The 13,930-nt window shown below is 72.7% G+C and carries 14 protein-coding genes; 7 read left to right on the top strand and 7 right to left on the bottom strand.

Features of this window, described 5'->3' with window-relative positions; genetic code table 11:
- The first annotated feature begins 91 nt into the window (after window positions 1-91).
- Genes A3CQ_RS0115550 through A3CQ_RS0115560 form a run of 3 tightly spaced genes read left to right on the top strand, consistent with a single transcriptional unit; the run spans window position 92 to window position 2,640 of the window.
- On the top strand, window positions 92-697 hold the full coding sequence (locus A3CQ_RS0115550; RefSeq protein ID WP_020511863.1) for a GNAT family N-acetyltransferase: 606 nt from the start codon (window positions 92-94) through the stop codon (window positions 695-697).
- Between the two features lie 48 nt (window positions 698-745).
- Window positions 746-1,348, top strand: coding sequence for a hypothetical protein (locus A3CQ_RS0115555; RefSeq protein ID WP_020511864.1), 603 nt, complete (start codon window positions 746-748; stop codon window positions 1,346-1,348).
- Between the two features lie 2 nt (window positions 1,349-1,350).
- Entirely contained in the window at window positions 1,351-2,640 is a 1,290-nt protein-coding gene (locus A3CQ_RS0115560; RefSeq protein WP_169516279.1) for a hypothetical protein, read from the top strand.
- Here the strand turns inward: A3CQ_RS0115560 and A3CQ_RS0115565 are convergent.
- Together A3CQ_RS0115565 and A3CQ_RS0115570 are read right to left on the bottom strand one after the other, a co-directional pair.
- Window positions 2,603-3,148, bottom strand: coding sequence for an AAA family ATPase (locus tag A3CQ_RS0115565; RefSeq protein WP_020511866.1), 546 nt, complete (start codon window positions 3,146-3,148; stop codon window positions 2,603-2,605). The genes A3CQ_RS0115560 and A3CQ_RS0115565 overlap by 38 nt on opposite strands.
- 11 nt (window positions 3,149-3,159) lie before the next feature.
- Complete coding sequence (locus A3CQ_RS0115570; RefSeq protein WP_020511867.1) at window positions 3,160-4,233, bottom strand: AI-2E family transporter; 1,074 nt, start codon at window positions 4,231-4,233, stop codon at window positions 3,160-3,162.
- Between the two features lie 92 nt (window positions 4,234-4,325).
- Between A3CQ_RS0115570 and A3CQ_RS0115575 the strand changes: the two genes are divergently transcribed.
- Window positions 4,326-4,877: a DinB family protein gene (locus A3CQ_RS0115575; protein ID WP_020511868.1), complete on the top strand. Its 552-nt coding sequence runs from the start codon at window positions 4,326-4,328 to the stop codon at window positions 4,875-4,877.
- Here the strand turns inward: A3CQ_RS0115575 and A3CQ_RS0115580 are convergent.
- The 4 genes from A3CQ_RS0115580 to A3CQ_RS0115595 all read right to left on the bottom strand — a co-directional run bounded on the left by A3CQ_RS0115580 (window position 4,874) and on the right by A3CQ_RS0115595 (window position 8,377).
- Entirely contained in the window at window positions 4,874-5,626 is a 753-nt protein-coding gene (locus A3CQ_RS0115580) for a metallophosphoesterase (protein ID WP_020511869.1), read from the bottom strand. The two genes, A3CQ_RS0115575 and A3CQ_RS0115580, sit on opposite strands and share 4 nt — an antisense overlap.
- 187 nt (window positions 5,627-5,813) lie before the next feature.
- Window positions 5,814-6,275, bottom strand: a complete 462-nt coding sequence (locus tag A3CQ_RS0115585; protein WP_020511870.1) for a DUF8821 family protein — start codon at window positions 6,273-6,275, stop codon at window positions 5,814-5,816.
- A 42-nt stretch (window positions 6,276-6,317) separates the two neighbouring features.
- The gene (locus A3CQ_RS0115590) at window positions 6,318-7,073 is read right to left on the bottom strand and encodes a metallophosphoesterase family protein (protein ID WP_051115257.1); all 756 of its coding nucleotides are present in this window, start codon (window positions 7,071-7,073) and stop codon (window positions 6,318-6,320) included.
- Window positions 7,070-8,377, bottom strand: coding sequence for a diacylglycerol/lipid kinase family protein (locus tag A3CQ_RS0115595; RefSeq protein WP_020511872.1), 1,308 nt, complete (start codon window positions 8,375-8,377; stop codon window positions 7,070-7,072). Before A3CQ_RS0115595 ends, A3CQ_RS0115590 begins: the two co-directional genes overlap by 4 nt.
- 87 nt (window positions 8,378-8,464) lie before the next feature.
- On the opposite strand from A3CQ_RS0115595, the gene A3CQ_RS0115600 reads away from it, so the two are divergent.
- The 3 genes from A3CQ_RS0115600 to A3CQ_RS0115610 are packed head-to-tail and all read left to right on the top strand — an operon-like array spanning window position 8,465 to window position 10,473.
- Complete coding sequence (locus A3CQ_RS0115600; RefSeq protein WP_157295922.1) at window positions 8,465-8,905, top strand: DUF7144 family membrane protein; 441 nt, start codon at window positions 8,465-8,467, stop codon at window positions 8,903-8,905.
- A 9-nt stretch (window positions 8,906-8,914) separates the two neighbouring features.
- On the top strand, window positions 8,915-9,523 hold the full coding sequence (locus tag A3CQ_RS0115605) for an RraA family protein (RefSeq protein WP_026205736.1): 609 nt from the start codon (window positions 8,915-8,917) through the stop codon (window positions 9,521-9,523).
- The gene (locus tag A3CQ_RS0115610; RefSeq protein ID WP_020511875.1) at window positions 9,520-10,473 is read left to right on the top strand and encodes a phosphoglycerate dehydrogenase; all 954 of its coding nucleotides are present in this window, start codon (window positions 9,520-9,522) and stop codon (window positions 10,471-10,473) included. Before A3CQ_RS0115605 ends, A3CQ_RS0115610 begins: the two co-directional genes overlap by 4 nt.
- A 55-nt stretch (window positions 10,474-10,528) precedes the next feature.
- Here the strand turns inward: A3CQ_RS0115610 and A3CQ_RS0115615 are convergent, their stop codons facing one another.
- Window positions 10,529-13,918, bottom strand: coding sequence for a bifunctional proline dehydrogenase/L-glutamate gamma-semialdehyde dehydrogenase (locus A3CQ_RS0115615; RefSeq protein WP_020511876.1), 3,390 nt, complete (start codon window positions 13,916-13,918; stop codon window positions 10,529-10,531).
- Window positions 13,919-13,930 lie beyond the last annotated feature (12 nt).

The raw sequence follows: 13,930 nt of genomic DNA on the forward strand, positions 1-13,930 counted from the left end.
TCGCCCCGGTTCCGGAACAGGGTCTGCCCGAAAGGCCGCCGGAACCGGTACCGGCGGGCGCGGTACCGGTTCCACGGCTTAGCCTCGGCTCGTGCCCGAGATTCGTCCCTACCGGCCCCGCGACCGCGCGGCCCTCTACGACATCTGCGTGCGCACCGCCGACTCCGGCGGCGACGCGCGCGGCCACTACTCCTCCGACGACCTGATGGGCGACATCTTCGCCGGGCCGTACGTCCAGCTCGACCCGGAGGTCGCCTTCGTGGTCGACGACGGCGGCGAGGCGGTCGGCTACGTCGTCGGTACGCCCGACACGGCCGGGTTCGTGAAGCGGTGGACGGCCGAGTGGATCCCGTTCCTCGGCGGCAAGTACCCGGTGCCGCCGCCCCCGCCGCGCACCCCGTCCGAGGACATGATCGCCGCGCTCTACCGCCCGGAGCGGATGCTGGTGCCCGGGATCGACCTCGACGCCTTCCCGGCCCACCTGCACATCGACCTGCTCCCGCCGTACCAGGGTCGCGGCTTCGGGCGGAAGCTGATCGACCGGTTCACGCACGCGGTCGGGGCGCCCGGCGTCCACCTCGGGATGCGCTCGACGAACGTGAACGCCCGGGCCTTCTACGACCGGCTCGGATTCGAGGAGCTGGCGGTGCCCGGCGCGGGCCCGATCACCTACCTGGGGCTGCGGATCGGCGCCTGACGATCCATCGACTAGACTGCGCGCGCTTGCCCGTCGAGAGGGTTCCCGATGTCCACGTACGCGCTGGTGACCAAGGCCGCGGCCCCGGCCGTGACCGAGGCAGTGCGTGCCGGGCGCACGGGTGGCTTCGTCGTGGACGACCCGCTCGGCGTCATCGTCCTGTTCGACCCGCCCGGCCGGACGTATTCGTCGACCGGGCGCCTCGCCAAGCCCGCCCGCGCGCTCGTGCGCCACACGGCCACGCCGGCCTGGCTGCTGCTGTGCGACGAGGAACTGGCCGAGGCACTGCTGATCGACGACGAGGGCGATGCGTCGCTGCAGTGGGCCGCCGGCTGGGAGCCCTCCTCCGACCCGGGGCGGTACCTGGCCGAGCGGCAGGAGTGGGACGCCTACTGCGCCGAGCTCGCGGCCCGGTTCGGGGCGCCCGAGCGCGGGCCGGCGCTGTCGATGGTGCGCAACGACCCGGTGCCCGGCGAGGCCCGCATCCCGCTGCCCGACCTGCTGCGCCGGCTGTGCGCGGTCTTCGACCTGCCCGACATCGCCGTCGGCCGCTCGCTCCTCGACAACGACGAGCCGGGCCTGCACGACGCCCACCGGGTCGAGGCCACCGCGGCCGGGGGCGTGTGGCACCGGCTCTTCGCCCGGGCCTGACGGTGTTCGACGAGATCTTCGTGGTGCGCGCGACCCCGCACCGGATCGCCCGCCTGGCCGGTCCGGCCACCATTCTCGCCACGTACGACGGCTGGTCGCGCCTCGACCGGGATCCGCGCGCGATCGGCGCCGCGACCCGGGCGTTCGCCTGCGTGCTCCGGCTCGGCACGGAGCTCGAGGTGACCACGTACGCCCCGGACGGTGCCACGCGATCGTCGTTCGACGCCGAGACGCTGCCGCGCGGGGCGGCGCTGCTGCGGCAGGCGATCACTCACGTGGACCCGCGCTACACCCGGCGGGCCCGGCTCGCCGACGCGTGCCGCGCCCTCGGCGTCCCGGTCGAGCTGCTGCTCGCGCCGCCGGCTCCCGTCGCCCTCGGCCTTCCCTCGACACCGCCGGTCTCGCCTGACCGGCCGGAGCTGTCACCGCCGGTCTCGCCTGACCGGCCGGAGCTGTCACCGCCGGTCTCGCCCGGCCGGCCGGAGCTGTCGCCTGCGGTCTCGCCCGGCCGGCCGGAGCTGCCGCCGGCGGTCGAGGCGCCGGCGCCGCGCACCGGGGTCGTGGTCGCCGGGGCGTCCGCTCTAGGGGACGCGGTGCTGACCGGGCAGTCCGCGTGGACGATCCCCATCTCGCCCCGGTGGGTGCTGCACTTCTGGGACGGCTCGGGGCGCGAGCGGCCGCCCACCCACGCGGCGCTCGCGCTGGCCGGCCGGCAACCGGCGATCGCCTGCTGGTGGTCCGCCGACGAGGCCGGGTTCGTCGTCATGCACGGGTCGAAACCGGTCACCGGCCACCAGTGGGGCGGGACGGCGCCGACCACGCCCGAGACCACCGCAACGGCCGGACGGCTTCTGGCGACGGAGTTCGGCGTACCGGATCAGGCTCTGGCCCTCATCGGCCTGCTGCGCCGCACGGACCTGGCACCGGCCGGCGCGCTCGCGTCGCTCTTCGAGCTGCTCGGCCTGCCGGACGCCGGCCTCGGGCGCGCGACCACCGCCGAGCTGGCGGCCTGGGCGGCGACCGTGCCCACGGCGGTGCACACCTCGACCATGTCCGGCCTGGCCGCGGTGCGTGAGGCGGTCCGCGCCCAGCCAAACGCTCTCGACGAGCTGTCGGCCCGCCGCCCGCTCTGGTACCGCCTGCTCAACGGCGGGATCGCCGTCGTGATGGGTCTGGCCACCGCGGTCCTGGCCGTCGTGTGGCAGGGCGGCGGGATCAGCGGATGGTGGGTGCTGGCCGGCGCCGCCGTCACCCTCAGCTACGCCTGGGGTCTCCGCCCGCGCCGATCCTGACGGCCGCCACGATCTGCCGCGCGGCCTCGGCCGGCGTGCGGTGCGTGGTGTCGACGACCTCGGCCTCGCTATGCAGCCACGTGCGCGCCGCCTCGGCGTACGGCTGAAGGTATCGCAGCCGGAACGGCGACGGGATCGGCGAGGCCCCCGCGATGCGCCGGCGGAGGGTCTCCTGGTCGGCGTGGAGGACGAAGTGCCGAACCGGAATGGCGTGCCGGGCGAGGCCCGCGCTGATCTCGCGCCAGTACGACTCGACCAGGACGGTCATCGGCATCACCAGGACGCCGCCGGTGTAGTCGAGGACGCGGCGGGCGGTCTCGACGATGAGTTGCCGCCACGGCGGCCAGTGCTGGAAGTTGTCCGTCGCGGGCAGCCCGGGCGTGATGTCCATGAGCGTCTCGCCGACCTTCTCGGCGTCGAACAGTCGAGACTCCGGCATCAGTTGCTGCACGAGCGCGCTGGTGGTCGTCTTGCCCGCGCCGTGAGTGCCGTTGATCCACACGATCATGGGACCCGATGTTATTGAGTTTCGGGCACGCCCGCGTCCTCCGCCTCCACCTCCGCCTCCGTCTCCGCCGGCCCGGACAGCAGCGGCGCGACCACGACCTTGACGGTCGCCGCGACGGGAATCGCCATGATGACGCCGGCCAGGCCGAGCAGGGTGCCACCGGTCAGTGCCACCAGCAGCACGGCGGCGGCCGGCATGTCGACCGTGTTGCGGAAGACGCGCGGGACCAGCAGATAGTTCTCGGCCAGCTGGTAGACGACGAAGAAGATGATCACCAGGATCGTCCGGGGCCACAGACCGACGGTGAACAGCGAGACCAGCACGCAGATGGTCGCGCCGAGGGTGGCGCCGATCATCGGGATCAGGTCGGTGATCGCGACGGTGACGGCAAGGGGCAGCGCGAAGGGAACGTGCAGGGCGGCCAGACAGAGGAACGTCGTGGTCCCGGCGATCACCGAGATGATGATGTTGCCGATCATGTAGCCGCCGACCTTGTCGACCGTGACGTCGATGATCTCGCCGACCCGCTGCCGGCGCCGCTCCGGCACCACGGACAGCAGGCCCCGGCGCAGGCGCAGCAGGTCGCCCATGAAGTAGATGGTCAGGACCAGCACGGTGAGTGCCGAGGTCAGGGCGCCGGTGAACCGCTGGAAGAACCCGACCGCGCCGCCGGCGAGGCGGCCGGGGAGCGATGCCGCCAGCGCGGTGAGCCGCTCGGTGATGTGGTAGCGGTCGGTGACCTCGCGGACCCCCTTCGACTCCTCCGAGAGCTTCGCGACGTAACCGGGCAGGTCGTCGGCCAGGTGGCCGCCCTGCTCGACGATCAGCGGGACGAGCGACCAGATGAACCCGGCCACGAGCACGACCAGCGCGACGATGACGATCGCGACGGCGGCGCCGCGGGGCACGCCCCAGGCGCTCAGCTTGCGTACCACCGGCTCGAAGCTGATCGCGAGGAAGAGCGCGATCAGGACGAGCACGAGGATGCTCCGGATCAGATAGAGGCCGTACGCGACGAGCAGGACGCCCAGCACTCCGCACGTCGCCACGACCGCCCAGCGCAACACGGTCCGGGTCGCAGGCATCGAAGGGCTCCTCTCCACGCGGCCATCATGGCGGAACGAACGATCTCGCGCTTCGGTCGCAAGACCCAACCCTTTGCCGGAAACTGGTGCGCATGATTGTCGACTGGGGTTCGCTCCTGGTGTCGCAGCTCGAGTTCTACTGGGACGCGCACCTGCGCCCGCGGCTCGACGGGCTGACCGACGACGAGTACCTCTGGGAGCCCGTCGCGGGCTGCTGGACCGTCCATCCCGACGGCAAGGGCGGCTTCGCGTACGACGGGTACCAGCAGCACCCGACTCCCCCGCCGTTCACGACGATCGCCTGGCGGATCGTGCACACGGCGACCGCCATGTCGACGCGCACGAGCACGTTCTTCCGCGACTCGGGGGACGCCGACATGTTCGACCTGCGGCACTGGCCGGCCACCATCCCCGGCACCGCGGCCGACGGCGTCGCCTTCCTGTCGGAGTGCTACCGCGACTGGCACGACAACATCGCCGCGCTCGACGCGGACGCGCTGGCCCGCCCGCTGGGCCCGAAGGGCGGCTTCTTCGCCGACGATCCGATGGCCGCCCTGATCATCCACATCAACCGCGAGGTCATGCACCACGGCGGCGAGATCGGCGTCCTGCGGGACCTGTACCGGGAGGGTTTCAAGCCCTAGGCCACCAGGGTCGCGCCGTCGAGCACGAGCGGCGCCCATTGCGGCGCGCCGGTGCGGCCGTGCCGCGGGTCGATACCGATGAAGCGGGCGCCGCCGCTCACCCGGGTGATCGTGTGCCGGGCCGCCCAGTCGACGATGGCCCGCTGCCGGACCCGCTCGCCGCACCGCCACGTGCGGCCCTCGAAGCCGACGATCTGGTCGTGCCCGTGGATCTGCGAGAACGGCATCGGCGTCCCCTCGTCCAGCCACGACTCGTAGACCTCGGACCCCGCGGACGCCCACAGCGGGCCGCGATAGCTGCCGAGCACCTCCCGCGGCCGGGTGTTGAGCAGATCGGCCGCCGTCGTCGCCGTGACCGGCTCGCCCAGCTGCCGCCAGGCCTCCACGCCCAGTCCGGCGTGGGTGATCAGGAACTCCTCGCCGTCGGCCGCCCGGACGGCCGCGGCGACCCGGACCCATTCCCTCAGCCACCAGGCGCGCAGCAGGCCCTGGTCGTCCTCGCCCAGCGGCTCCGGCCAGAAGATCTCGCCGTCGAGGTACTGCCATTCGTGGTTGCCGATCAGCTGGACCCAGCCGCGCCGGTCGCGTTCGAGACGCTCCCGCACCAGCGCCAGCACGCCCGGGCTGTCCGGACCACGATCAACCAGGTCACCGACCTGGATCACCAGGTCGTGGCCGCCACCGCCAACCACCCGCGCCAGTTCCCCGGGAAACCCGCCGACGTCTCCCACCAGCACGATCCGGCCCATTCGCTACCCCATACCGAAGCTCCACCGACACAACGACGGCCGCGCTCCCCCGAGGGGTGCGCGGCCGCGACCCAGTTTAGGAACAGCCTCGTAGACAGCGGCCGGTCCGGCGGGGACAAAGACCGAAATTTCCGGTGTTGCTGAGCGTGCCCCGAACATCCGGCAAGTGTGAACAGCAGGGTGAAAATCAGTAATCGTTCTTGATGACGAAGAAGGAGCCGCGGATCGTCCCGGCCAGCCTCGACTTCTGCCGGGCGAACTTGAACGAGCCGAGCTCGGCGGGAACGTCGATCCCGTCGGAGAGCTTGAACCCGACCGCCCGTTTGCCGCCGTCGTCGATCGTGTACATCACGTTGATCGACAGGCCGTTCTGGTAGAAGACGTAGGCCATCCGAATGTTCTCGACCTGGAACGCGGTCGCCTCGAGCGGGGGCGAGGAGATGACGATGCCGCGTTCCTCGGCGAGGATGCGGTTCACCCAGTCGATGGTCGCCCCGGCGTCGCTCGCGGGCTCGACCGTGAAGACGTGGTCGTACTTGTTCCGGAAGTACCGGGCCTCGTTCGCCCGCAGGCCGGCGAGCGCGGCCGCGACCGGCGACGACTCCAGGCCGGCGGTCGACACGGTGTCGAAGTCCACGGCATAGGTCATGGTGATTTCCTTAATATCTGAAGAACGTGCAGACCTTCAAACCTATCGGCGCAAGAGGTGGATCACGCGGCCGGTGTGCCAGGTGCCGGGGGTGGACTCGAAACGCTCGAGGGCCTCGATGGCGGTCGGGTGGATGCGGAGCAGGGTCCAGGAGCGCGGCAGGTTGCGAGTGCGGTAGCTCGTGGCCGTGCCCGCGTTGACCAGCAGCAGGTGGGTCGGGGTCTGCTCGACGGCGGGGACGTGCGTGTGCCCGAAGAGGACGACGTCGGCCTGGGCGGCCTGCAGCGCCTGCGAAAGCCGGGAACGGCCGACCAGACGGGCCGGGCCGCCCGCGAACGGCGGATGGTGCAGGGCCAGCAGGCGTACGTCGGCGGGAGGAGCCTGACCCAGCACCTGCCGGATGAGAACCGCCTGCTCCGGGGTCACCCGCCCGCTTTTCCACCGCCACCACGGCATGCTGTTGATGCCCAGGGCGGTCAGACCCGGAATCCGCACCACCGGATCGTCCTCGCCGATCCAGCGGCGGTAGCGGGCGTAGGGCGCGGTCACCCGCAGCGGGCTGATCAGCGGCAGGTCGTGGTTGCCGGGGATCACGAGGCGCGGGGCCGGCAGCTTGTCCAGCAGGTCGGCCGCCCGGAGGAACTCGCTCGGGCGGGCGCGCATGGTGTGGTCCCCGCTGACCACGGTCAGATCGGGCTCGAAGGCGGCCACCTCGTCGGCGATCGAGGCCACCGCGGCGGGTACGTCGGCGCCCAGGTGAAGGTCGGAGAGGTGGGCGATGACCAATGGTTCGGTCATCGGCGGTTCAGGCCGAAGGCCAGCTTGCGCAGGCGCGCCCAGTCGAGCTCGGGCGGAGGCGCCGGAACGCCGGGACGGTGGCGGGGCACCCGGACGCGGAGGGCGCCGGGCGAGATGGTGCAGCGGACCGGTGTGGGCATGATCAGTGCCTCGCCGTCGACGCCCACCGGGAGCCTGCCGGCGGTCGAGTCGATGTCGACGGTCCGGACCTCGGCGCGGGTCAGGGTGCCGGGCCGGCCGCCGAAGACCAGGCTCGCGGCGTCGGCGGCGCCGCGCACGTGGACGGCCAGAACGCCCAGGATCCCGCCGTCGAGGCGATAGCGGCGGCCCAGCCCGGCCACGTCGTCGAGGCCGTACGGGTTGTTGCTGACCAGGACCGCCTGCGGGCCGATCAGCGACAGCGAACCGGCCTGCACGCTCAGGGTCGGGCCCTGGTGGCCGGTGAGCAGGTCGGGCAGCAGGTCGAGCGTGGTGCCGGTCTTGTCGTCGCGGTACTCGGGGCTCTGCACGATGGTGGCGTAGGCGCCGAACGAGGCGTTGTTGACGAAGATCCGGTCGCCGGCGCGGCCCAGGTCGACCTTGAGCTCCACGCCGTCGGTGAGGGCGTCGAGGCAGGTGGACGGGTCGACGCGGTCGAGGCCGAGGTCCAGCGCGAAGTGGTTGCGGGTGCCGGCCGAGATGACCAGGAACGGCACGCCGCACTCGGCGGCCACGCCGGCCACCAGCGCCTGGGTGCCGTCGCCGCCGGCCACGCCGAGCAGGTCGGCGCCGTCCCGGACGGCCTGGCGGGCCACGGCGGCCACATCGACGTCCGTGCCCTGCACCAGGAAGACCTCGGCGCCGAGCTTGCGGGCACGCTGCTCCAGGTCGAAGCGGACGACCTTGCCGCCGCCGGAGCGCGGATTCATGATCAGGAACGGGCGGGACGGCCGCGGGGTGTCATACTCGGCCGCCATGTCGTGGTGGCGCAGGAGCGCGGCGCGGCCGGCGGCCACCATGCCGGCCCAGAGCACGGCGAAGACGACGACGATCCAGATGAGGGACTCGCGCGCGTACCAGATCGCCACGGTGACGGGCGCGGCCACCGCGACCAGCGCGGAGGCCCAGCGCACGACGCCGCGGTGGGTGAGGAACGACCAGGCCGCGGCCAGCATGATCGCCATGCCGAGCGCCGAGACCAGCAGGAGCGCGACGCTGGCGCGCACCCCGGCCGCGGCGAGCAGGAGCACGATGGCGACCGCGGCGGTCAGGAAGGCCAGGCGGGCCAGCCAGCGCCGCCCGGCAGGCACGGGGACGTCAACCATCACCGCAGCCTGACCCGTCGGTGAACATACGGGCATCATCCGCCGCGGATGGCGCGCACGCACGCCGCCCGCCGCACGATGAGTCGCATGTCCACGCAGAGCAGTTACGCGACCGAACGGCCCGGCCGGGCGGGCTCCGCACCGCCCATGACCGGCTGGGTGGGCATGGTCGTGTTCGGCGGCATCATGTTGTTCATCGCCGGGCTGTTCCACCTGTTCGAAGGGGTGGTGGCGCTCGCCGACGACAGCTTCTACGCGGTACGCCCGGCGGCGCTCGCGCTGTCCATGCCCTACGGCGCGTGGGGCTGGCTGCACGTGATCCTCGGGGTGCTGGCCATCGCCGCGGCGACCGGGATCTTCCTGGGCATGCTGTGGGCGCGGGCGCTGGGGGTGCTGATCGCCGTGCTCAGCGCGTTCTCCAGCATGCTGTTCCTCGGGGCGTACCCCCTCTGGTCGATCATTCTTGTCACCCTGGACGTTCTGGTGATCTACGCCCTGGTCGCGCACGGCCGCGAGGTCCGCAACTAAATTGATCGAATGGCTGACCTTCCTACCACCACGCTCGCGGATGTGTTGGACCGCCGGCAGGTGATGCACCCGGTGATCCGGCCGCTCTGGTCACCGCTGCCGCGCATCGCCGGCCCGGCGTTCACCGTGCGCTGCCCGCCCGGCGACAACCTCATGCTGCACGCGGCGATATACCGGGCCGAGCCGGGCTCGGTGATCGTCGTCGAGTCGGGTGACCTCGACTACGCCCTGGCCGGCGGCAACGTGTGCGCGGTGGCCCAGCGCAACGGCATCGCCGGGTTCGTGCTGGACGGCCTGATCCGCGACCTCGGCGAGGTGCGCGAGATGGGCTTCCCGGTCTGGGCGCGCGGCGTGATCCCGATCCCGGGCGGCAAGGGCGCGGCGCTGCCGCTAAACGTGCCGATCCGCTGCGGCGGCGTCCCGGTGCGGGCCGGCGATCTGGTGGTGGCCGACGAGGAGGGTGTCGTCGTGATCCCCCAGGAGGAGTTGGACGACACGCTCGCCGCGGCCGAGGCCAAACATCAGGCCGATGCGGCGCTCACGCTCGACGACTGGGAACGGGCACACCGCGCCAAGATCGACGGACTGCTCCAGGCATGGCAGGCTGAGCAGTCATGAAGGTGCTGCTGCCCAGCAACGTCGACCTCTCGGATCTCACGCTCCCAGCCGGTGTCGACGGTTTCCCGTATTCGGTGACCGACCCCGTACCCGAGGAGCACGCCGACGCTTCGGTGCTGGTCGTCTGGGGGAACCCGGAGTCGCAGATGCGCGACGCCGCGAGCCGCATGAAGAGCCTGCGCTGGGTGCAGACGCTGGCCGCCGGCCCCGACGCGGTGCTGGCCGCCGGTTTCGACCCGTCCGTGGTGGTGACCTCGGGTCGCGGGCTGCACGACCGCACGGTCGGCGAGCACACCCTCGCCCTGGTTCTGGCGGCCGCCCGCCGCGTCGATCTGATGACGCGCGCCCAGATCGGCCATCGCTGGGCGTCCGAACTGGGCGGAAACCAACCCCTCAAAGACCCCGACCATTTCCGTACGCTCCGGGAAGCGCACGTGGTGATCTGGGGCTTCGGCAGCATCGCCGCCGTCACGGCCCCCCTGCTGACCGCGCTGGGCGCCCGGGTCACCGGCGTGGCGCAATCCCCCGGCGAGCGCCACGGCTACCCGGTCGCGACCGAGGCCGACTTCCCCGCGCTGCTGCCCACCGCCGACGTGCTCATCATGATCCTGCCCGCCACCCCGCAGACCCGGCACGCCTTCGACGCCGGGATCGCCGCCCTGCTCCCCCGGCACGCCTGGGTGGTCAACGTCGGCCGCGGCGCCACCCTGGACGAGGCGGCGCTGGTCGCCGCCGTCCGCGAGGGCCGCCTCGGCGGCGCGGCGCTGGACGTCACCGAGATCGAGCCGCTGCCGCCGTCCTCCCCGCTGTGGGACGAGCCGAACATCATCGTCTCGCCACACGCCGCGGGCGGGCGACCGCTGGGCGCGCCCGCCCTCATCCTGGAGAACCTGGCCGCCTTCCGGTCGGGCCGGCCCCTGCGCAACACGGTGGCCCGGCCCACGGCTTGACCGCGCGGTGCGGGGCTGCCATGGCCCGGGCGCTGGGTGGTCGCGCGTGGTGTGGTCACAGCACCTCGGCGGCGAGGTGGTCCGGGTTGCCGAAGCGGTGGGCGGTGATGCTGATCGCCTGCTCGTGCAGGAACGGGAGCAGCTCGACCCGGCCGGACTCGGTGACCGGGTTCGACCAGACGGCGAGGTCGGGGCGGGACGGGATCGCGGCCGAGCCGCCGATGAGGCGTACCCGGCCGGGGCGCAGGCCGGCCGCCCACGCCTGGTCGCTCTCCACCCGGATCTCGGCCGGAATCGCCGCCGCGAGCGAGCCGGGCAGCGGGGTGCCGACCGAGACGCGCAGCGGGGAGCCGGCGAGGACGCCGGCCGCGAGCACCCGCACCAGGTCGGCGACCGGCGCGCCGGCGGCGAGCCGCACCTCGACCGGCTGCGGCAGGTAGCGCAGGACGTTCCGCTCGGCCCACAGCGCGGAGACGTCGCTCGGTCCGAAGTGCTCCCGCCAGGCGGCCGCGTCGCTGGCGGCGGCCCGGGAGATGCCGGACATCTCCGCGTCGTCCAGCACCGACGCGGCCGCGGCGAGCAGCGAGCGCACCCCGGTCGACTCGATCGTGGCGGCCAGGTGGGCGCGGGCCGGCTCCCAGCCGGTGAGGCCGACCAGGTAGTTCGGGCCGCCGGCCTTGGTGCCCGGGCCGACCGCCGAGCGCTTCCACCCGCCGAACGGCTGCCGGCGCACGATCGCGCCGGTGATGCCCCGGTTCACGTACAGGTTGCCGGCCCGGATCCGGTCGAGCCACGTGCGCACCTCGGCCGGGTCGAGCGAGTGCAGCCCCGAGGTCAGTCCGTAGTCGACCTCGTTGACCAGGTCGATGGCCTCGTCCAGGGTCGCCGCGGTCATGACGCCGAGGATCGGCCCGAAGTACTCGGTGCGGTGGTAGTCGGAGCCGCGCCGCACGCCGTCCCGGATGCCCGGGGTCCACAGCCGGCCCTCGTCGTCCAGCTTCCGGGGCTCGAGCAGCCACTTCTCCCCCGGGCCGAGGGTGGTGAGCCCGGTGAGCAGCTTCCCGGCCGCCGGCTCGATGACCGGCCCGACCTGCGTGCGCGGGTCCGCCGGGTACCCCACGGTCAGCGACGAGGCGGCGTCGAGCAGCTGGGTGCGGAACCGCTCCGAGCGGGCCACCGAGCCGACCAGCACCACCAGCGACGCCGCCGAGCACTTCTGCCCGGCGTGCCCGAACGCGGAGGCGACCACGTCCTTCACCGCCAGGTCGAGGTCGGCGCTCGGGGTCACGATGATCGCGTTCTTGCCGCTGGTCTCCGCGAGCAGCGGCAGGTCGGGGCGGAACGACCGGAACAACTCCGCCGTCTCGTACGCCCCGGTGAGGATGACCCGGTCGACGAGCGAGTGAGCGATCAGCTCCTTGCCGAGCGCCTGCTCGTCGACCTGCACGAGGGTGAGCAGCCGCGGGTCGGGCAGCACCGGCCGGATGATGTCGGCGAGCACGGCGCCGCACCGCTCGGCCGGCCCGGCCGGCTTGATCACCACGGCCGACCCGGCGGCCAGCGCGGCCAGCATCGAACCGGCCGGGATCGCGACCGGGAAGTTCCACGGCGGCGTGACCAGGGTGAGCCGGGCCGGCACCGGGGTCGCGCCGTCGATCTGGTCGAGGCCGGCCGCCAGCTCGGCGTAGTAGTGGGCGAAGTCGGCGGCCTCGGAGACCTCGGGGTCGGCCTGGTCGGCGGTCTTCCCGGCCTCGGCCGCCATCACCTCGAGCAGCTCGGCCCGGCGCGCCTCGATCGCCTCGCCGGCGCGGTGCAGGATCCGCGCGCGCTCGGCGCCGCTGAGCCGATGCCACTCGCCGGCCGCCGCGACGGCGCCCGCCAGAGCCTCGTCGAGGCCGGCCGGGTCGTCGATGCGCGCCCTGTCGATCGTGGCGACGCCGATCGTCGAGGCCGACGCGCGGGTGAGCACGTCACGCACCCAGGCGCGGTTCGCGGCGACGGCCGGGTCGGTGTCGGGGGTGTTCTCGAAATGGCCAGGCCCGGACTTGGGCACCGCGGCGAACCGGTCGATCACCCGGCGCGACTCGGGCACGGTGTCGTCCAGATCGCCGAGGGACGCCAGGAAACGGTCGCGTTCACGCGCGAACAGCCCCTGATCGGAGTCGAGCTCGAACACCGCCGACATGAAGTTGTCCTGGCTCGCGCCCTCCTCGAGACGGCGGATCAGGTACGCGATCGCCACGTCGAACTGCTCGGGGCGTACGACCGGCGTGTAGAGCAACAACCCACCCACCTCGCGCCGGACCACCTCGGCCTGGCCCTCGGCCATGCCGAGCAGCATCTCGAACTCGATGCCGTTCCGCACCTCGCGACGGCCGGCCAGGAGCCAGGCGTACGCGATGTCGAAGAGGTTGTGGCCCGCGACCCCGAGCCGCACGTTCTCGATCCGCGAAGGGTGCAGCGCGTAGTCGAGGACCCGCTTGTAGTTGGTGTCGGTGGCCTGCTTGCTCTCCCAGGTCGCCAGCGGCCAGCCGTGCACGGTCGACTCGACCCGCTCCATCGGCAGGTTCGCGCCCTTGACCAGGCGGACCTTGATGCCGGCGCCGCCGCGGGCGCGCCGCCGGGCCGCCCATTCCTGCAGGCGGATCATCGCGGCGAGAGCATCCGGGAGGTACGCCTGGAGCACGATCCCGGCCTCGAGGTTGCGCAGCTCGGGAGCGTCGAGGAGCCGGGTGAAGACCGCGATGGTGAGGTCGAGGTCCTTGTACTCCTCCATGTCGAGGTTGACGAACTTGGTCTTCTCGAACGACGCGGCCAGGCGGAACAGCGGGGTGAGGCGCTCCACGATGTCGTCGACCGCCTCGTCGAAGGCCCACGGGTTGTGCGGCTCGACGGCGGCCGACACCTTGATCGACACGTAGTCGACGTCGTCGCGGGACAGCAGCCGCTCGGTCTCGCGCAGCCGGCGGCCCGCCTCCTTCTTGCCGAGGACGGCCTCGCCGAGCAGGTTGACGTTGAGCCGGACGTCGCGGCGGCGGATCCGGGAGATCGCCCGGCCCAGGCGCGCGTCGGTGGCGTCGACGACCAGGTGACCGACCATGCGGCGCAGCACGCGGCGGGCGACCGGGACGACCACGCCCGGCAGGACCGGGGCCATCACGCCGCCGACCCGTACCGCCGCGCGCAGCGGCGCCGGCAGGAAGCGCGGGACGCCGGGGGCGATCGCGGACAGGGCGCGGGCGCTGACCTTGAGGTCCTCGGGGCGTACGACGCCGTCCACGAAGCCGACCGCGAACTGCAGGCCCTTGGGGTCGCGCAGCAGGCCGGCGAGCTGCGCGGCCGATCCGCCGACCGGCACGGCGGAGGCCTCGTGCAGCCAGCGTCGCACGAGGGCGACCGCCTCCTGGGCGAGGTCGGTGTCGGCGGGCATCGCGAGATCGGTCATGGCGCCAGTGTC

The organism is Paractinoplanes globisporus DSM 43857, assembly GCF_000379645.1.
Lineage (GTDB): Bacteria > Actinomycetota > Actinomycetes > Mycobacteriales > Micromonosporaceae > Actinoplanes > Actinoplanes globisporus.